The sequence below is a fragment of the Mycobacterium terramassiliense genome (assembly GCF_900157385.1).
GTDB classification, from domain to species: Bacteria; Actinomycetota; Actinomycetes; order Mycobacteriales; family Mycobacteriaceae; genus Mycobacterium; species Mycobacterium terramassiliense.
The window spans coordinates 1,401,034-1,418,936 of sequence record NZ_LT717701.1; the positions used below are offsets into that span (position 1 = coordinate 1,401,034).

Here is a 17,903-nt window from a genome sequence, read left to right on the forward strand (position 1 = left end):
CTCCTTCACCGTCGGCGGGGGCAGCGTCGTTTGACGACGACCCAGCCGTGTGGAAATGTAATATTCATCTCTGAGAGGCTCATTCTCACTGCTGAGATTCGAACGGAGCGACACGGTGAACGACTTCGCCAACATGGACTTCTTCCGCGGCAAAGAGCTCATCGCCGACCCCTACCCCTACTACGAGGCTCTCCGGCAGCAATGCCCGGTGACGCGGGAATCCCACCACGATGTCACGATGATCACCGGCTGGGACGAGGCGTGCGCGGTGCTCAACGACGCCGAGACCTGGTCCTCCTGCATCTCCGTGACCGGCCCCTTTCCGGGTTTTCCGGTGCCGATCGAAGGGGACGACATCACCGAGCTGATCGAGCAGCACCGAGACGAGCTGCCGTTCAGCGACCAGCTGCCCACGCTGGATCCGCCGACCCACACCAACCACCGCTCGCTGCTGATGCGGCTGATCACGCCGAAGCGCCTGAAGGAAAACGAGGACGCGATGTGGGCGCTCGCCGACCAGGCACTCGACGATTTCCTGGCACCCGGCCATGGCGAATGGATCAAGGGCTTTGCCGGCCCGTTCACGCTACTGGTCATCGCCGACCTGCTGGGCGTGCCGATGGAGGATCGCGACAAGTTCGTCAAGGGCATCGCCGAGCATGCGGGGGGCGGCGTAGGGGGCACCGGCAAGGAGTCGCTGTCACACAGCCCGCTGGAATTCCTCTACGGCCTTTTCTCCGATTACATCCGGGACCGCCGGCGCGAGCCCCGCGACGACGTGCTGACCGGCCTGGCCACCGCGACCTACCCCGACGGCTCGATCCCCGACGTCGAAGACGTGGCCCGCGTGGCCAGCAACGTCTTCTCGGCCGGCCAGGAGACCACCGTGCGGCTGCTCGGCGCCGCGCTGCAGACCATCGGGGAGCGCCCCGACATCCAGGCGCAGCTGCGCAAGGACCGCAGCCTGATCCCCAATTTCATCGAGGAGTCGTTGCGCCACGAGAGCCCGGTGAAAGGCGATTTCCGGTTGAACCGGGTGCCCGTCAACGTCGGCGGGGTGGACCTGCCCGCGGGCACCACCGTGATGGTCGTGCAGGCGGCCGCCAACCGGGACCCGCGCCGGTTCACCGACCCCACCACGTTCGACCCGGCCCGCAAGAACGCCCGACAGCACATTTCGTTCGGGCGCGGCATCCACAGCTGCCCCGGCGCGCCACTGGCGCGCGCCGAAACCCGGGTCGCGATCGAGCGCCTGCTGGACCGGACGTCCGACATCAGGATCAACGAAAGCGTCCACGGTCCGGCGAATGACCGCCGCTACCAATACGTTCCGACCTATATCCTGCGCGGGCTGACGGAACTGCACCTGGAGTTCACCCCGGCATGAAAGTCACTGTCGACGACCAGCGCTGTCGCGGCCATGGCGTGTGTACGACGCTGTGCGCGGAAGTGTTCAGCCTGACCGACGATGGCTACGCGGAGGCGATAAGCACCGATGTCCCAACGGAATTCGAGGACGCCACCCGGGAGGCCATCCAGTGCTGTCCCGAGCAGGCCATCAGCGATGTAACGAAGGAGACGTAGTGCCAAAGGGATATGTCATCCTCACCGAGGCCATCAAGGATCCGGAAGGCATGAGGGCCTACGGCCGGGCCGCGGGAGCGGCGATGGGTGGTGTCAACATCCTCGCAGTGGACACCGCTCCCAAGGTCATCGAGGGCAGCTGGCACGGCGACCAGACCGTCGTGCTGGAATTCGAATCGGTGGATGCGGCCCGGGCGTGGTACGAGTCCGAGGCTTACCAAACGGCGGCGAAGCTGCGCCAAGCCGCCGCCGACTGCAACGCGGTCATCCTCTCCGGATTCGAAATGCCGGTGGCGGATCGCTAGTCAACGATGGAGATCGCCTGGCGGGGGCACTGGCGCACGGCCTCGCGGACGTCCGCCTCGGTCTCCGGGGTGACCTCCGGCTTCAGGACGGTCAGCATGTCGTCGTCGCCGAGGTGAAATATCTCCGGGTTGATGCCCATGCAGACGCCGTTGCTTTCGCAAAGACCCCAATCGACTTCGATTTTCATTGCGCCCCCTCTACCGAAGCACCTTCACCGGTACATTCTTCCAGCCGGCGACGTTTTGCATGTTCACCCGCGTGCACCCGGCCCAGTCCACCTCGTAGCGCGGCATGAAGTCGAGCAGCCTCTCCAGCGCGATCCTGCTTTCCATGCGGGCCAGCGCCGCGCCGAGGCAGCTGTGAATCCCGTACCCGAGACCGAGGTGTTGCGCCTCGGTGTGGTCGCGCTCGATGTCGAACGTCTCGGCGTCGGTGAAGGCATCGGGATCGCGGTTCGCCGCGGCGCCGCAGAGGAACACCGGCTTGCCCGCGGGGATCACGCCACCGCTGACGTGCGCCTCCTTCAGGGTGTAGCGGACGTTGTATTGGACCGGCCCCTCGTAGCGCAACAGCTCTTCGACCGCGCCGGGGATCTTGTCGCGGTCGTCCTGCAGCTTTTGCCACTGGTCGGGGTGGCGGGCGAAGATGACCGCCGCGTTGCCGATCAGCTTGGTGACCGTCTCGGCGCCGGCGCCACCCAAAAGGGTGGCGAACGCGGTGATCTCGATGTCGTCGAGCTTGCGGGGCTGGCCGTCCTCGCCGGGAACCTCGGCCGCGATCAGCCTGCTGATCATGTCTTCCTGCGGGTCCGCGCGGCGCTCCTGGATGAGGCCGAAGTAGTACATCGCGGTGTCGATGTTGGCCTGCATCCCGGCTTCGCTGATCTCGATCTGTCCCGGTTCGTGATGCAGGCTGGTGTCGATCCAGTGCCGCACCTGCTGGCGGTATTCCTCTGGCACCCCGGCCATCCGGGTGATGACCTCCACCGGGAACGGTCCGGAGAAGTCCTGGACGACGTCGAATTGGTCGGGATTGGCCGCGCCCAGGTACTTGTCGATCACCTCGATGACCGTCTCGCGCTGCGATTGAATGGCCCGCGGGGTGAACGCCTTGTTGAGCAGGCTGCGCATGTGCCGATGCTCCGGTGGGTCCATGAAGATGATCGACTTCTGCTCGGGGGAGAGCCCCCGCCGCACCATTGCGAGGTCGCAGCCGCGCGCCGAGGAATACGTCTCGAAGTCTTTGAACGCGGCCGCGACGTCCTCGTGCCGGGTCAGCGCGTAGAAGTCCTCTTTCTCGTCGTAATACAGTGGCGCGTCCTCGCGCATCCGTCGGTATATGTCGAACGGGTTGTTGAAGTAGTCCTCGGAGTACGGATCGAAGACAACCTTCGGTTTGGTCACTGCATGCTCCTCATCGGCGGGCTGAAACCGTTACAGCGGATTGCCTGACTGTAACGCTAACGGTAGCGGTTTCGTGTGGAACGGGGAAGATCAAAACGCCGCCTCATCAGACCCTTCCGGTGTTACTCGCGAGGGGGCCAACGCGGCCGATGACCTCGTCGAGCGCACCGAGATCGCTGCCCAGTTCCGCGGCGACGCCGCGCGCGACGGCCACGTCCTTGCCGACGAATTCGCCGGCTACCTCGACGAACGCGGCGATCGAGCCCCCGGCCGCGACGATGTCCAGGACCCGGCTGGTGGCGCTGCCATGGGGCAGCGCGTTCAGCAGGGTCGATTCCGGCACGCCGAGGCGTTCGCCCAGCCGGATCGACTCCGCCAACAGCCCGATATGGCCGGCGAACAGGGCGTTGTTGACCAGTTTGACCTTTTGGCCGGCTCCGAGCGGCCCGACGTGCAGGACCGGATCGCCGTAGCAGCCCAGCACCGGTCGCACCCGCGCCACGGCCTCGTCGGTGCCGCCCACGAACAGCGTCAGCCTGCCGGCCGCGATGTCGTGCGGGCCGCCGCTGACCGGTGCATCGACCACGCCGACATCGCCGGCACGGGCGGCGATCGCCTCGATCGTGCTCGGGCTCGCGGTGGTGTGCACGGCCAGCGTCGACCCCGGCGGCATCGTGGCCAGCAGGGGCCCGTCCAGGCAGACCTGCCGCACCTGGTCGTCGGTGAACACGCAGACCAGCACGACGTCGGCCCGCGCGCCCGCCTGGGCCGCGTCGCTCACCGGGCGCGCGCCCACCAGCTCGAGGCTGCGGCGCTGCTCGTCCGTGCGGCCCACCACCCGGACGTCGTGGCCGGCCTCGACGAGGCGGGCCACCATCGGGCGCCCCATCCGGCCCGCCCCGATGAAGCCGACCCTCATCGGGCCTTCATCGCGGATGCCCCATCGAAGCCAGCGTGGCGTCGGCGGCCTGGAGCACGGCGCCGGGGTCGGCCGAGGCCCGTTCGGCGAGTTCGGCGACCAGGCGGACGTCCTTGCGCAGCAGCGTCCCCGCCAGGCCGGCCAGCCGTTTCAGGCCGCCGGCCCCGCCAAGGGCGTTGAGCGCGAAGCTGTTTGCACTGCCGCGAGAGACGACTTCGGTGAACCGATCGGGGGAGACGCCGAGCGCGGCGGCCAGCGACAGGGCGGCGGCCGCGGTGCCCAGGTTGGCGGTGAACAGCAGGTTGTTGAGCAGTTTGGTGGTTTGCCCGGACCCGAGGTCGCCGAGGTGAACGACCGGGTCTGCGTAGCTTTCGAACACCGGACGGCAGCGCTCCAAGACGTCGGCGTCGCCGCCGACCATCACCAACAGGCGGCCCTCCGCGGCCGCCCCGCCACCGCCGCTGACCGGCGCGTCGACGACCGAAACACCGTGGGCGCCCGCCCTTTTCGCGAGCCCGCGGCACGTGTTGGGATGCACCGTGCTGTGCACGGCGATGACGCCGCCCGGTTCCATCGCCGAAAGCAACCCGCCCTCGCCGGAGGTGATTTCCTCGACGTCGGCGTCACCGACCACGCACAGGCAGACCAGGTCGCTGGCCGCGGCGAGGTCGGCCGGCGACGCGGCCAGGATCGCCGGGGTGTCGGCGAACGGCTCGAGCGTCGCGGGCCTGCGCGCCCACAGCGTCGTCTCGTAGCCGGCCTCGACGATGCGCCGCGCCATGGGGCCGCCCTGGCTGCCCAGCCCGATGAATCCGACCCTCATCCGGCCTCCAGATCGCCTTGCGTGTCAACCGTTTTCGCCCGGCCCGCGACGCATTCGTCCACGAACGAAAAAACCTTTGCGTGATACTGCGCGGCGGTGTGGCCCAGGCTGATGTTGTGGCCCGCTTGCGGTTGCCGGTGCACGGTGAACCGCGGCGCGCCGGTGAACAGCGCGGTGATCTCGGCGACCGCCGAATCGTCGGTCTGCCAGACCCGTTCGTGCTCGGCGATGCTGAAATGCACCGGGACGCGCACGGCCGGGGCCAGCTCCGGAAAGGTTTGGCGGGCCCAGTTCGACACCATCCGGTCCTCATAGGCCGGCGCCGACGGGGAAACCGTTGCGCCGCCGAGGACCTCGGGTGGGTACAGCTCCGCCGGGCTCCACAGCAGGTCGCGCATGCCCGGCGGGCGGCTTTCGCGGGTCGCCGTTTTCAGGATTTCCCGGGCGGCGGGGTGGTAGTGCCGGCCCGTGCCCGCGAGCTCGAGGCCGAGCAGATCGCCGCCGCGCTCGTCGGCCGCCATCCGCATCGTCAGCTCGCACCCGCCCGAATGGCCCAGCACGAACAGTCCAGCGCCGCTCGGCCGTTCGCCGAGGATGCGGTCGATCGCCCCGTAAGCGAGGTTGACGCGCTGCTCGCCCTCGACCATCGCCTCGGGATAGGGAGCCGAGCTGCCATAGCCGGGCCGGTCGAGCGCCACCACGGTGAATCCCGCTGCGGCGCCGGCCCGTAACAGAGAGTACGACGGGTGTCCCGGACAGTCGAAATAGATGGCGGTGGTGCCGCCGCCGTGGATGGCCACGATCACGGCCTTGGGCTCGGGCGCCTCGGCGACCAGCGCCGACATTGGCACGCCGTCGACGATCACAAGGCGGGGGCGGGGCGCGGCGCTCATGCGTCCGCCCGCAGCAACAGGACTCCGCTGGGGGTGAGGCCGCCGCTGCTGACCACGCCGACGCGCGCATCGGTGACCTGCCGATCGCCGGCATCCCCGCGCAGCTGGCTGACCGCCTCGTGCAGCAGGCCCATGCCGTGGGTGCGGCCGTGCGACAGCTGGCCGCCGTGCGTGTTGAGCGGCAGCAGGCCGTCGCGGGCGATGTTCTTGCCGCCGTCGAGAAACTCCTTGGCCTCGCCGATGCCGCAGAACCCCAGCGCCTCGATCCAGGACAGGCAGTTCATGGTGAAGCCGTCGTAGAGTTCGGCGACGTCGACGTCGGTGGGGCGCAGCGACGTGCGGGTCCACACGTGCGCGGCCTGGCCGAGCACCTGCGGCTCGTGGGTGAGAGTGCTTTGGTCCCAGTCGATTCGCTCGATGATCTGCGTGCCCACCGCCTCGACCAACACGGGCGGCTTGGCCAAGTCGCGCGCCGCGTCGACGGCGGAGACGATGACGGCGATCGCGCCGTCGCAGGGGACGTCGCAGTCATAGAGGCCGAACGGTGTGGTGATGGGCCGCGCGTTGAGGTAGTCGTCCATCGTCATCGGGGTCCGATAGACCGCGGTCGGATTGAGCTCGGCGTTGGCGCGCTGGTTCAGGGCGATCCAGCCGAGCGTTTCTTTCGTGGTGCCGTACCGGTGGAAGTGCCGCTGCGCGTTCATCGCCAGCGTGTGTGCGGCCGAGGTCGCGCCGAACGGGTAGGTCCAGCCAGGGGCGCGGCCCCCCGATAAATGGGACGGCGTGATCTTGCCCTGCTTCATCAGCTCGTTGTGGGTGGCTTCCCACAGCGTCCGGAAGCACAGCACGTGCCGGGCCAGGCCCGCGGCCACGGCCAGCATGGCGGCGATCACCGAACCGCCTGGACCGAAGGTCTCCATGGCACCGTTGTGCCAGGTCGGGCGGATTCCCAGCGCCGCCTCCAGGGCGGTCACCCCGCCCTCGCCGAAGCCGCCGACGTTTATCGCCCCCGGGTAGGTGGACAGCCCGTCGATGTCGGCGAGCGCCAGCCCGGCGTCGGCGATGGCCGCCTCGCAGGCCTGGACCGTCAGCGACAGCGGCGGCTCCATCAGCCGCCGCCCGATCGGTGACATGCCGATCCCCGTGAGCGCCACCTTGTCTTCGAACTTCTCCGGCGTCAGCATGGGGCGGACGTGCTCCCCGAAGCGCTCGGGCTCGATCTCGTCGGTGGGCAGCCGGCCGGGCGCGGTGTCCGGCAGGGGCCGGAACAACGGCAGCCAGACGTCCTCGATCTGCTCGAAGACGACCTCCACCTGCTGACCAAGCTCGAGCCGATCCGCCTCGCATTCAACGATGTTGGTGGTCAGCCGGACGCGCGGGTCTTCCGCGATCGCGACCTGGGCCACCACGTACGGCGCCGGCAGCCCGGGCAGGCTGAACCGGTGGTTCACCGTGAACCCGGCCAGCGTCGCCTTGCCGGAGACGGCCCGCACGCCGATGTCCCGCGAGCGGCAATACCGGCACACCGGCGCCGGCGGGTGGATCAGCGATTCGCAGGCCTTGCATTCCTGAAACCGCAGCGTGCCGTCGGCTCCCGAGGTCCAGAAGAATTCGTTGTCCAGTGTGAGCAGGGGCAGCGGTCGTCCGGGTGCTGCTGACACGTCACCTCCGGAAGTCGGCCGCTCGTCCGAAAGGCCCGAAAACTAGGGTAGGCCGGTTATACAAATCGGAGAATTACGTTATCACTTCCCGGCGCGCACGAGCCAGGCCGCACGGATCGCAGCGCGGCCGGGTCACCGGGTAAATCCCCACTCCGCCTCGTTCTCTTCGGTCTTGAGGTGATCGGCGGGATCCTCGGCGTCGGTGAGCGGCAGCTGGGGGGCGGCGGATATGCGCTCACCGATCTCGGCGATGGCGTGCACCGGGCAATCCATCAGCGCCCGCATGACCGCGTCGCGGTCCGACTCCGCCACCGTGCCGTCTCCGATGAGGGACGCGTACCCCCAGTCGTCCAGCGAGAAGTATCCGGGCGCGTACTTGGCGCAGATGCCGAAGCCGTCGCACACGGTGCGGTCGAGCCGGATTCTCACGCTTGCCTCACCGCCTCCGCCTCGTAGGGACGGCCGGCACGGAACGCGCCGTGGGCGCAGTCGGGGCAGGTGCCGCCGAGGTGCGCGCCGACTTCGTCCGGGAACTGATCGAGCAGGCTGGCGGCCACGTTGGTGGCGGCGTCCAGCGTCGCGCACGCGCCGCGTCCCCGCAGCAGCACCGACCAGCGGCGCAATCGCTCGACGTCTTCGGCCGTCGCGGCGCCGTCGCGGAGCGCACCCGCGGCGGCGGCCATCGCCGCCGTTCCGTTGAAGCATGACCCGCATTGGCCCGCGTTTTCGCGGTCGAAGTACGCAAGCACCGATGCCGCGACCGCGACGGGGCACTCGTCGGTGATCACCGAGATCGCGCCGCAGCCCAGACCGCTGCCGAGCCGCCGCATCGTCTCGTGGTCCAAGGTCGTCTCCAGCACCGAGCGGTTGAGCAGGCCGGCGAAATAGCCGCCCATCAGGGCTCCGCGCACTTGGTCGGGCGAAACCGCGTGCAGTGCAAGCAGTTCGGTAAACGGCAGGCCGTGCGGAAGCTCGTAGAGCACCGGCGGCCGGCCGGCCCCGGTGATGGTGGCCAGGAAGGTCCCCGGCGACAGCGAGGTGCCTAGGGCGCGGAACGCCGCCGAACCGTGGCACTGCAGGTAGGGCAGGTTGGCCAAGGTTTCGACGTTGCTCACCAGCGTGGGCCGCTCGTCGACGCCCGCCTCGAATGGGCGCGGCGGCTTGTCCGTCGGCTTCGCCGGGCCTCCGTTGATCGCACGGACCGCGGCCGTCTCCTCCCCGGCCACGTATCCGGGCTGCACCGTCGACATGCGGACGTCGACGCCCCCGAAAGCGTCCGGCTCGAGCTCGCCGAGCGCGGTTTCGACGCTGTGCGCCGACTCCGGATCGGACACATAGACGTAGACGCGGTGCGCGCCCACGATGGCGGCGGCCAACCGCAGCCCATCCAGGACCAGGTGCGGGCGGTTGCGCAGCAGCCATCGGTCCTTGATCGAAGCCGGTTCTCCCTCTTCGCCATTCGCGACGACGACGGTGCCACCCGCAATGCGCCCGTTATCGCGCACCGCGCGCAGCTTCACCGCCAACGGGAAGGCGGCACCGCCGCGGCCGACCAGCCCGCTGGATTCGACCTCGCCCAGCAACTCGCCGGCGTCGGTGAGCGGGCGGTATCCGCCCAGGCGCCGATACGCCGCGAGGTCCTCGCGCCGTTCGGCCAGTAGCCGCGGTTCGAGCCCGGGCGGCGCGGCGGTGGCGATGGTGGTGGATTGGGTGGTGTTCACGGCTGGCCTGCCATCGTCTTAGTTAGGCTTGCGCGCATGCGAACTGCGGTGGTGCGCGTCAACGTGGATCCCGAAAGCGCGTTCACCGCCGCGCAGCTACGAGACGGCATGGCTGTGCTCCTCGAGCTCGCGGGTGAGGTGGGCGCCGACGTGGTCCAGAACGACCTCGCGGCCATGCCCGCGGGCCGCCGCGAGGTCGAACTGCTGATTGCGGCCGAAGACGGCGACGCTGCCCGCGACGCCGCAATCGAGTTGTGCACCAACGTGTTCGGCACCAAAGCGGTCCCGGGAGTGGTGACCTTCATCAGCCGGGGAACCGACGATGACGCGCACGGTGTGTTGTCCGGCTTCGGGCTTACCGGTGAGATTGAGCGGACCCCCGGCGGCGATGGCTTCGATGTCGTCTACGTGACGCTGCGCGAGACGGACCTCGAACGCATCCCGGAAAGCCGGGTTCACACGGCTCTGGAGGCCTCGCTGAACTGCGAGGTCCACATTCGTACCGTTTAGCGCCATTACGATCCCAGGAACTCGAGGATCGCCGGCGCCGCCTGCACCCACGTGTCGAACATGTTGAAGTGCTGCACCCGGCCCGCCGCGCGGTCCTCGGACGCGCGCTCCCAGGCGTCCTCCGGCCACGGCGGGTCGATCAGCTTCGATCCCTTGATCAGGCAACTGACCTCGAGCGACGTTCGCTTCGGGTGATCCATGTCGTTCTCGCCGCCGCGAATGATCAAGGTGGGCACCTTGATCCGGTCGAACATCTCGTCCTCGACGCCCGGAATCGTCTGTCCCGGCTTGGACACGAAGGCGTTGAGCCAGCGCAGCATCACCTTGAGGAACTCGTCTTTGTCGAAGTCGAGGAAGCGCTGCTTGTTGTTCGGGTTCTCCTCGATGCGATCGCGCCACTCCTGCACCTTCACCACGCCGTCCATCCCGGTGCCGCGCACCGCGAGAATGCTGGGGATGATGTAGAAGGAGCCCAGCACGAAAGTGCCGTAGATGCCACCGACGATGTTCCAGACCACGAGCTTGGTGACCATGTCGGGGTAGAGCATCGTGGTCAGCATGGAATCCCTTGCGCCGCCGGAGCCGCCGGCGAGAATGCAGCGCTCGAAGCCCAGCCCGGTGACCAGCTTGTGCAGCGTCTCGGCCCGCATGTGCGACTCGCTCTGGCCGTAGAACTGCACGTCGGAGGCGCCGCAGTTGGGCCGGTCCCACAGCAGCACCCGGTAGCCGCCCGCGGCGAGCGCGTCGCCGAGCGGACGCAGGCCCTCGATCTCCTTGCTGAACCGGCCGCCCGGCGTGAGGGCGATGAGATCGCCCGAGTCGCCCAGGATTTCGTAGACGACGTTTCCCCCGTTGATCTCGATTGAAGGCACCCGATTCTCCTGTATTTAGGCCTGCACCAGAACGTCGTTGCCGACGACGCGCACCGGATAGGTGCGGATGCTCCATTCGGGCTTTACCGCGGTCGTACCCGTCGCCAGCTCGAAACCCCATTGGTGCCAAGGGCAATAGATGAACTCGAGGTCACGCACCATGACCGAGTCGCCCGGCGCGGTTTCGTCGACGATCGTGCGCCCGCGAGCGCGCCCCGAACACAGCGGACCGCCCTGGTGTGGGCAGTAATTGGCGATGGCATAAAAGCTGCCGTTGACGTTGTAGACGCCGACGCCGTGCCGCCCGATCGGTACGAGTTTGTGTGTGCCCGGTGGGATTTCGTCCACGGTGGCAACGACGTGCTCGCGACCCTGGGCGAGACGCGGCTCGGGGCACCGCGCGGTTGCCCCTTCCTTTTCAGACGTCAATTCAGAGCACCCTGGTCTGACCCTCGAGGACCGGAACGGTCTCGGGCAGGTGATAGGTCGCGATGCCGTTCTTGTACATCACCGCGTCGCGGGCGGCCTTCGGAAGGTGCTTGACCAGCCAGCGCGGGTCATCGAACGTCCAGTGCGGGTAGTCCGAGGAGAACAGCAGGATCTTCTCGCATTCCATCCATTCCAGCGCGCGGGTCAGCTCCGTCTTGTCCTCGGGATAGTCCAGCGGCTGGGTGGTGAACTTGATGTGGTCCTTGACGTACTCCGACGGCTTGCGCTTGATGTCGACCCACGACTTGCGCGATTGATAGATCGCATCCATGCGCCACATCAGTGGCAGGATCCAGCTGAATGCGTGCTCGACGAACACGATCCGCAGCGTGGGGAAGCGGTCGAAGACGCCGTCGAAGATCAGGCTCATCACCTGATTGGCGGCCAGCAGCGAGTAGGTCACCATGAAGTCGTGGTTGTAGCTGGGGAATCCCACGGGCGGGATCGGCAGCTCGTCGAATTGGCTGCGCGACAGGTGGCAGCTGACCGTGATGTCGTGCTTGGTCGCGGCGGCCCAGATCGGGTCGTACTTGGGATGGCCCCAGGACGGCTTCGGCTCGGCCTTGATCAGGATCTGCGCCATGAAGGGGTGTCCGGCCCAGCGCTCGATTTCGCGCACGGCCGCCTCCGGCTCCTCGATGGCGAGGCAAATCGAACCGCGCCACCGCTCGTGCCAGTTGTTGTGGCTGTCGAGCCAGTGATTGGCCTGCCAGTCGTTCAGCGCGTACGACATCGCGTGCTGCGCTTCGGGCAGTCGGGCCGGGTAGGCGGCGGGTTCCAGGATCGCGATGTCGGAGCCGGCCTCCATGATCAGCTGGCGGAACGCCATATCCGGGTCGCTGCAGGGGAACTCGCCGTTGGACGGGAACGAATCCACCCGCATCGCGTAGCTGTGCGCGTAGTCCGGGGCGTCGTAGTAGATCAACTCGCCCACATGGCGGTTGAGGAAGTACTTGCTGCGCCAGGGCTCGGGGATGTAGGGGACGAGCTCGCCGCGCTTGGGCGCCGGGTGAACATCCGAGTCGACGCACCGGACGGCGATGCGCTCGGCAGCGGGAACCCGCTCCTGCGAATGGGTCAACGTCATCTGAATCTCCTCAGTCTGCCGTGTTAGCTCTACTGTGCGCCCACTCCGGCGGGGATGTCTATGCCGTACAGGCGCGCCGCATTGCGCCAGCACACTTTGTCGCGCTGCTCGGCCGACAGCGCCGTGGGCAGCTTCGTGGCGTCACCGAACTGCCAATGCGGGTAGCTGGAGCCGAACATCACCATGTCTTCCTTGCCGGTGAAGCCGAACCATTCGCCGGCGAACTCGACGTCACCGGGGCCGTCCAGGCTGCCCTGCACGAAATAGACGTGGCCGGGCAGGTAATCGCTCGGGATGCGCGGCGCCCACGGCGTCTGTTCGAGATGCGGCCGGCCGAAGGTGTCCATCCGCCAGATGAACGGCGTCACGAAGTCCGCCGCACCGTCGGCCCAGACGAATTTGAGGCCGGCGAAGCGCTCGAAGACGCCCTCGGCGATCATGTTCATCAGGTGATAGATGTAGTTCAGCGCCATGAAGCTGACGTACTGCTCGTAGGTGCGGGTGTTCCCGGACGGCGTCGGCGGAAACATGATCCCGTTGCCCACCTCGATGTGCGCGGCCACTGGCAGGCCCGCGTCGGCCGCGGCCTCCCACAGCGGCCAGAACTGCGGCTTGCCGTAGACCTCGCGCGACTGCAGCGGCACACCGATCTGAACCACGCGCGGATGCCCGCGCCATTTCTCGATCTCCCGCAGCGCCCCGGCGATGTCGTCGGGATTGACCCGGATGGTGCCGCGGAACCGCTCGCCGAACTCGCCGGAGTCCAGCCAGTTCGACACCATCATCTCGTTGTGTGCGGCGTGCAGCGCGCTGCCCAGGTGCCGGTCCGGCATGATCCCGCGTCCCATCGGATGCAGGACCGCCACGTCGACGCCACGCTTCGAAAAAAGTTCGTGGGCAACGAATTCGGGATCCGAACCGGGGTACTGGCCGTCCGGGCCTTCGGTGTTGGGCGCGTACTCGCCGCCCGGGGCGCCGTACCAGTCCATCTCGTAGTCGGGGAAGCCGCGGCTCTTGAACGGCTCGCGCAGCGTCTTCCGCAGGGCCCGGTTGGACGGGAAGAAGATGTGCACGCTCGCGTCGATCAGCGGTGTGCGGGTGCCATCAGGGTGTTCGATCACGTAAGCCATCCTTCGGCTCGGTCAGCCAAAGCGAGCCCAGGCGGGTCATATGATAGATAATCTAACATTCTCTTCGACGGTCAATCAACGGGTTTCCGGTAAGCGTTTCGTTTAGTCATCTTCCCTGCTAGCAGGGATTTCCTGGCCGCGGTCGCAAGTATCGTTCTTGAAACTGGATAATACCATTCTCGCGTCCTGGCGCGGGCCCCGTGAACGGATCGACGGGCTAGCCGGGGCGCCGGGCCACCCGCACGCCGGCCGCCCTTTCCAACGGCTTGATGACCGTCGTGAAGTCGGAGTCGGGGCCTTCGTCGCGTGCGCAGGCCTCCCAGAGCCGGCCGATCGTCGTGGCGATCTGTGCCGGTACGCCCAGCGCGTGCGCCTCCTCGAGGTAGAGCCGCACATCCTTGACCATCAGCCCGGTGGCAAAGCCGTAATCGAAGGTCCGCGGGAGGATCGCCCGCGGGAACTTGTCGCGGCTGGCGCTCGTCCCGCCCGACCCCGCGTTGAGCACGTCGATCATGACCTCGGGGTCCAGGCCGGCCTTGACGCCCATCACGACGACCTCCGCCGTGGCGGCCAAGACGTTGGCCGCCAGCATGTTGTTGGCGAGCTTCATCGTCTGAGCCGAGCCGGGCCTGTCACCGACGTAGAACGGCTTGCCGAGCGTTTCGAGTGCCGTTCGTATGACGTCGAATTCGTCGCGGGGTCCGGACACCATGAGGGCCAGCGATCCGTTCTGGGCCCCGCCGACGCCGCCGCTGACCGGGCTGTCGATCGCCGCGATGCCGCGCCTGCCCAGCAGGCCGTGGATCTGGGTGGCCGTGCGGCTCCCGACGGTCGACAGGTCGACATAGCGCTTGACCCGCGAGCCCTCGATGACGCCGCCGGCGCCCGTCGCCACCTGGAGCGACGCGGCCGGTGACGGGAGGCTGGCCAGCACGGTGTCGGCGCGATCGGCCACGTCCTTCGCCGAGCGGGCGGCGCGGGCCCCGAGCGCCACGATCCGATCGAGCGCGTCGCCGCGCGTGTCGAACGCGACGACGTCGTGGTTGTCCCGAACGAGGCGAACTGCCATGGGAAAGCCCATGTTTCCCAAGCCGATGAACCCGATCTGCATCGCGGGACCCTAGTCCCGGTCCGCTTCGGCGAACGCCTCGTTCGCGATGCGAAAGCTGTCGACGGCGGCGGGCACGCCGGCGTAGATCGCGACCTGAAGAAAAATCTCACGGATTTCCTCGCGCGTGACGCCGTTGGTCAGCGCCGCCTTGACGTGGGTGCGCAATTCGTTGGGGCGGTTGAGGACCGAGATCATGGCCAGGTTCAGCATGCTGCGAGTCTTGAGGGCCAGCCCCTCGCGCCCCCACACCGCGCCCCAGCAGTACTCGGTGACGAGGTCTTGCAGAGGTTTGGTGAACTCGGTCGCGGTCGACAGCGCCCGGTTGACGTATTCCTCGCCCAGCACCGCGGAGCGGATTTCAAGTCCTCGTTGGTAGGTTTCGCGATCCACTGGTCTCTCCTTCGACGGCTCCCGGGCGCTCTTTTGATATGACCTTCGTATAGCAGCACCCAGCCACTAGGGAGAAGACGTGACCGGAGCAACCAGTGACATCTGGGAGGTGATGTCGACCGCCCGGACGATCCGGCGGTTCACCGACGAGCCGGTCGACGACGCGACCCTGGCGCGCTGTCTCGAAGCCGCTCGCTGGGCCCCGTCGGGCGCCAACGCGCAGGGCTGGCGGTTCGTGGTGCTGCGCTCGCCCGAGCAGCGGGCCGTGGTGGCCAAGGCGGCGGCCCACGCCCTGGAGGTGATCGAACCCGTCTACGGGATGAGCCGGCCCGCCGACGGCGACAACAGCCGCCGCGCCCGCACCTACCGCGCGACCTACGAATTGCACGATCGCGCGGGCGAGTTCACGTCGGTGTTGTTCGCCCAGCAGCACTACCCGACGGCGTCGGAGCTGCTGCTGGGCGGGTCGATCTTTCCCGCGATGCAGAACTTCCTGCTGGCGGCACGCGCGCAGGGCCTGGGCGCGTGCCTCACCAGCTGGGCTTCCTACGGCGGGGAGCGGCTGTTGCGCGAAGCCATCGGCATCCCTGATAGCTGGTTGGTCGCCGGCCACATCGTGATCGGGTGGCCCAAGGGCACGCACGGGCCGGTGCGCCGCCGTCCGCTGGCCGAGTTCGTCAACCTCGACCGCTGGGGTGAGCCGGCCGACCCGCTGGTGGCCACGATCTAGCCCGTTGGGTACCCCATAGCCGGTTTTAGAGATTACCGCTTCCAAGTAAGAGAATGTTATTCTCGCGAAGGCGGTGACGACAGGAGGCGGCCCGGATGCTGTTGGAGTTCGATGCCGATCAGCGGCTGTGGCAGAAGACCGTTCGCGACGTCGTCGCCAAGCAGTGCCCGCCGTCGCTGGTGCGCAGCGTGGCCGAGGACGGCGGCGACCAGACGCCCCTCTGGGAAGGATTGTGGAAGTCGTATGTCGACCAGGGCTGGACCGAGCTGAACGATCCGGCCGGCGCCGTGGAGTTGGCCATCGTGCTCGAGGAGCTGGGTCACGCGACCGACCCCACTCCGTTCCTGGCGACGATGAGCCAGTACGCCCCGTTGGCCGCGGATCGGTTCGACCCGCACGAGGCCGGCACCGCGGTGTACGGCGGGGTCTGCGCGCACCGGGACGCCGACGGCTGGGTGCTGGACGGCACGGCGCGCCACGTCCTCGACGGCGACCGGGTCGACCGCTTGGCCGTGGTGACCGATGCCGGCGTGTTCGTTGTCGCGGCCAACCAGGTGTCGGCCCGCCGCGCGGCGGTGTTCGACCCGGTCCTGCACGTCGCCGACCTGTCGTTCGGAGAAGTCCGCGTGCCCGACAGCGCCCGGCTGGCCGTCGACGCGGAGCGTGCGCGCCACGTCGCGTTGACGGGCATGGCGATCACGACGGTCGGGGCCTGCCAACGCATCCTCGACATGGTCCTCGACCACGTCCGCAACCGGCAGCAGTTCGGGGTGCCGATCGGCTCCTTCCAGGCCGTCCAGCACAAGGCCGCCGACATGCACGTCGCGGTGGAACGCGCCCGGGCGCTCGCCTACTTCGCCGCGCTCACCATCGCGGCCGACGATCGGCGGCGCCGGCTCGCCGCCGCCATGGCCAAGGCGTCGGCGGGGGAGTGCCAGTCGCTCGTATTCCGGCACGGCCTACAGCTTTTCGGCGCGATGGGATTCACCTGGGAGAACGACCTGCAGTTCGCGCTCAAGCGCGCCAAGGCGGGCGAGCTCATGCTCGGCGGCGCCGCGCAGCATCGGGCGCAAATCGCCGAGGAGTGCCGTGCAGCTGACTTTTGATCCGGACGTCGAGGCGTTCCGGGCGGAGTTCGCGGCATTCCTCGACGAAAACCTGCCCGACGCAAGCGAAACGGCGGAGCGCCCCCGGTCGGTCTCCCACATGCCGCAGTGGGCGCGCGACTGGCAGCGCCTGCTGTTCGACAACGGCTGGTTATTGCCCAGCCAGCCCCCGGAATTCGGTGGTCGCAATGCGTCGGTCATTCAGCAGTTCGTCTATCTCGAGGAGCTCAGCCGCCGCCGGATCTACCACAGCTTCAACCCGCAAGGCGTGAACATCGTTGGGGCCTCGCTGTTGTCGTTCGGCAGCGACGAACAGAAGCGGCGCTGGGCGGTGCCGATCCTGAGGGCCGAGATCACCGCCTCCCTCGGGATGAGCGAACCCAGCGCGGGCTCGGATCTGGCGTCGTTGCGAACCCGCGCGGTGCGGGATGGCGACCACTTCGTCGTCAACGGGCAGAAGGTGTGGACCTCCGGGGCGCACGACGCCGACGTGTTGCTGACCTTCGTGCGGACGAACCCGGATGCGCCCAAGCACAAGGGAATCAGCGCGCTGATCATCCCCACCGACACCCCGGGGCTGGTGCGCCGGCCGTTCCCGTCGATCTGCGGTGCCGACGACCTCGATTTCAACGAGGTGTTCTTCACCGACGTGCGGGTACCGGCGGAGAATCTGGTCGGCGAGCTCGACCAGGGCTGGCGCGTGGCCAATGGGTCGCTGGGGCACGAACGCACGATGATGTGGCTGGGTTTCGCCGATCGCCTGGACAACATGATCGAGGACTTCCATCCCAGCACCGATGTCGAGCGCGACCAGTACGCCAGCACCATCATGGACAAGCATGCGTTGCGCCTGTTGGGTTCGGTCGCCTTGGCCCGCGCCGCGCGCGGCGAAGACGACGTGGCGGCGATATCGGTGCTCAAGCTGCTCGGGTCCGAGGCCGAGTTGCGTGGCATGGAGCTCGCGCTGACGTCGGCGGGCTCCGACGGGCTCGTTCACCCGGGCCTGACCGGACCGTACGCGCACATGAACCTGGACCACTACTTCGCCAGCTGGTTCGAGCGTTACGCGCGCAGCTTTTCCGGGACGATCGCCGGCGGCACCTCGGAGATTCAGCGCAACATCATCGCGCAGCGGGTGCTCGGCCTACCGCGCGGCTGACGGCGCGCG

General features: G+C 67.9%; 21 protein-coding genes. 7 read left to right on the plus strand and 14 right to left on the minus strand.

The genetic code is table 11. The annotated features are described in order from the left end of the window. Positions 1-133 precede the first annotated feature (133 nt). Genes MTAB308_RS21350 through MTAB308_RS21360 form a run of 3 tightly spaced genes read left to right on the plus strand, consistent with a single transcriptional unit; the run spans position 134 to position 1,889 of the window. The gene (locus MTAB308_RS21350) at positions 134-1,387 is read left to right on the plus strand and encodes a cytochrome P450 (RefSeq protein ID WP_077104617.1); all 1,254 of its coding nucleotides are present in this window, start codon (positions 134-136) and stop codon (positions 1,385-1,387) included. Next, entirely contained in the window at positions 1,384-1,584 is a 201-nt protein-coding gene (locus tag MTAB308_RS21355; RefSeq protein ID WP_077101922.1) for a ferredoxin, read from the plus strand. Before MTAB308_RS21350 ends, MTAB308_RS21355 begins: the two co-directional genes overlap by 4 nt. Beyond that, positions 1,584-1,889, plus strand: a complete 306-nt coding sequence (locus tag MTAB308_RS21360) for a DUF1330 domain-containing protein (RefSeq protein WP_077101924.1) — start codon at positions 1,584-1,586, stop codon at positions 1,887-1,889. The genes MTAB308_RS21355 and MTAB308_RS21360 overlap by 1 nt, the downstream gene beginning before the upstream one ends. Here MTAB308_RS21360 and MTAB308_RS21365 read toward each other — a convergent pair. The 8 genes from MTAB308_RS21365 to MTAB308_RS21400 all read right to left on the minus strand — a co-directional run bounded on the left by MTAB308_RS21365 (position 1,886) and on the right by MTAB308_RS21400 (position 9,310). Next, positions 1,886-2,077, minus strand: coding sequence for a ferredoxin (locus MTAB308_RS21365; protein ID WP_077101926.1), 192 nt, complete (start codon positions 2,075-2,077; stop codon positions 1,886-1,888). The genes MTAB308_RS21360 and MTAB308_RS21365 overlap by 4 nt on opposite strands. Before the next feature lie 10 nt (positions 2,078-2,087). Next, complete coding sequence (locus MTAB308_RS21370) at positions 2,088-3,293, minus strand: cytochrome P450 (protein ID WP_077101928.1); 1,206 nt, start codon at positions 3,291-3,293, stop codon at positions 2,088-2,090. Between the two features lie 106 nt (positions 3,294-3,399). Further along, complete coding sequence (locus MTAB308_RS21375) at positions 3,400-4,212, minus strand: NAD(P)-dependent oxidoreductase (RefSeq protein ID WP_077101930.1); 813 nt, start codon at positions 4,210-4,212, stop codon at positions 3,400-3,402. Between the two features lie 7 nt (positions 4,213-4,219). Then, positions 4,220-5,035 (minus strand): NAD(P)-dependent oxidoreductase, encoded by an 816-nt coding sequence (locus MTAB308_RS21380; protein ID WP_077101932.1) that lies wholly within the window; start codon positions 5,033-5,035, stop codon positions 4,220-4,222. Beyond that, a complete protein-coding gene (locus MTAB308_RS21385; RefSeq protein ID WP_077101934.1) occupies positions 5,032-5,928 on the minus strand; it encodes an alpha/beta hydrolase in 897 nt (298 codons plus the stop codon). The genes MTAB308_RS21380 and MTAB308_RS21385 overlap by 4 nt, the downstream gene beginning before the upstream one ends. Beyond that, a complete protein-coding gene (locus tag MTAB308_RS21390; RefSeq protein WP_077101936.1) occupies positions 5,925-7,589 on the minus strand; it encodes a thiolase C-terminal domain-containing protein in 1,665 nt (554 codons plus the stop codon). The genes MTAB308_RS21385 and MTAB308_RS21390 overlap by 4 nt, the downstream gene beginning before the upstream one ends. 132 nt (positions 7,590-7,721) lie before the next feature. After that, on the minus strand, positions 7,722-8,018 hold the full coding sequence (locus MTAB308_RS21395) for a ferredoxin (protein ID WP_077101938.1): 297 nt from the start codon (positions 8,016-8,018) through the stop codon (positions 7,722-7,724). Then, on the minus strand, positions 8,015-9,310 hold the full coding sequence (locus MTAB308_RS21400) for an NADH-ubiquinone oxidoreductase-F iron-sulfur binding region domain-containing protein (protein ID WP_077101939.1): 1,296 nt from the start codon (positions 9,308-9,310) through the stop codon (positions 8,015-8,017). The genes MTAB308_RS21395 and MTAB308_RS21400 overlap by 4 nt, the downstream gene beginning before the upstream one ends. A gap of 36 nt (positions 9,311-9,346) precedes the next feature. Between MTAB308_RS21400 and MTAB308_RS21405 the strand changes: the two genes are divergently transcribed. Beyond that, the gene (locus MTAB308_RS21405; protein WP_077101941.1) at positions 9,347-9,820 is read left to right on the plus strand and encodes a hypothetical protein; all 474 of its coding nucleotides are present in this window, start codon (positions 9,347-9,349) and stop codon (positions 9,818-9,820) included. A 5-nt stretch (positions 9,821-9,825) separates the two neighbouring features. Here the strand turns inward: MTAB308_RS21405 and MTAB308_RS21410 are convergent, their stop codons facing one another. From MTAB308_RS21410 to MTAB308_RS21435, 6 genes are all read right to left on the minus strand, one after another. Continuing rightward, a complete protein-coding gene (locus tag MTAB308_RS21410; protein ID WP_077101943.1) occupies positions 9,826-10,692 on the minus strand; it encodes an alpha/beta fold hydrolase in 867 nt (288 codons plus the stop codon). A gap of 15 nt (positions 10,693-10,707) precedes the next feature. After that, positions 10,708-11,121 carry a Rieske (2Fe-2S) protein gene (locus tag MTAB308_RS21415; RefSeq protein WP_077101945.1) on the minus strand — a complete coding sequence of 138 codons (414 nt, stop codon included), beginning with the start codon at positions 11,119-11,121 and terminating at the stop codon, positions 10,708-10,710. Position 11,122: 1 nt separating this feature from the next. Next, positions 11,123-12,268, minus strand: a complete 1,146-nt coding sequence (locus MTAB308_RS21420; protein WP_077101947.1) for an amidohydrolase family protein — start codon at positions 12,266-12,268, stop codon at positions 11,123-11,125. A gap of 29 nt (positions 12,269-12,297) precedes the next feature. After that, a complete protein-coding gene (locus MTAB308_RS21425) occupies positions 12,298-13,389 on the minus strand; it encodes an amidohydrolase family protein (protein WP_077104619.1) in 1,092 nt (363 codons plus the stop codon). Between the two features lie 226 nt (positions 13,390-13,615). After that, positions 13,616-14,509: an NAD(P)-dependent oxidoreductase gene (locus MTAB308_RS21430; RefSeq protein WP_077101949.1), complete on the minus strand. Its 894-nt coding sequence runs from the start codon at positions 14,507-14,509 to the stop codon at positions 13,616-13,618. 9 nt (positions 14,510-14,518) lie between these two features. After that, complete coding sequence (locus MTAB308_RS21435; RefSeq protein ID WP_077101951.1) at positions 14,519-14,899, minus strand: carboxymuconolactone decarboxylase family protein; 381 nt, start codon at positions 14,897-14,899, stop codon at positions 14,519-14,521. A 112-nt stretch (positions 14,900-15,011) separates the two neighbouring features. Between MTAB308_RS21435 and MTAB308_RS21440 the strand changes: the two genes are divergently transcribed. The 3 genes from MTAB308_RS21440 (at position 15,012) to MTAB308_RS21450 (ending at position 17,894) form a co-directional block, all read left to right on the plus strand. Next, on the plus strand, positions 15,012-15,629 hold the full coding sequence (locus MTAB308_RS21440) for a nitroreductase family protein (RefSeq protein ID WP_077104621.1): 618 nt from the start codon (positions 15,012-15,014) through the stop codon (positions 15,627-15,629). Between the two features lie 95 nt (positions 15,630-15,724). After that, positions 15,725-16,735, plus strand: coding sequence for an acyl-CoA dehydrogenase family protein (locus MTAB308_RS21445; RefSeq protein WP_077104623.1), 1,011 nt, complete (start codon positions 15,725-15,727; stop codon positions 16,733-16,735). After that, the gene (locus MTAB308_RS21450; RefSeq protein WP_077101953.1) at positions 16,719-17,894 is read left to right on the plus strand and encodes an acyl-CoA dehydrogenase family protein; all 1,176 of its coding nucleotides are present in this window, start codon (positions 16,719-16,721) and stop codon (positions 17,892-17,894) included. The genes MTAB308_RS21445 and MTAB308_RS21450 overlap by 17 nt, the downstream gene beginning before the upstream one ends. The last annotated feature ends 9 nt before the right edge of the window (positions 17,895-17,903 follow it).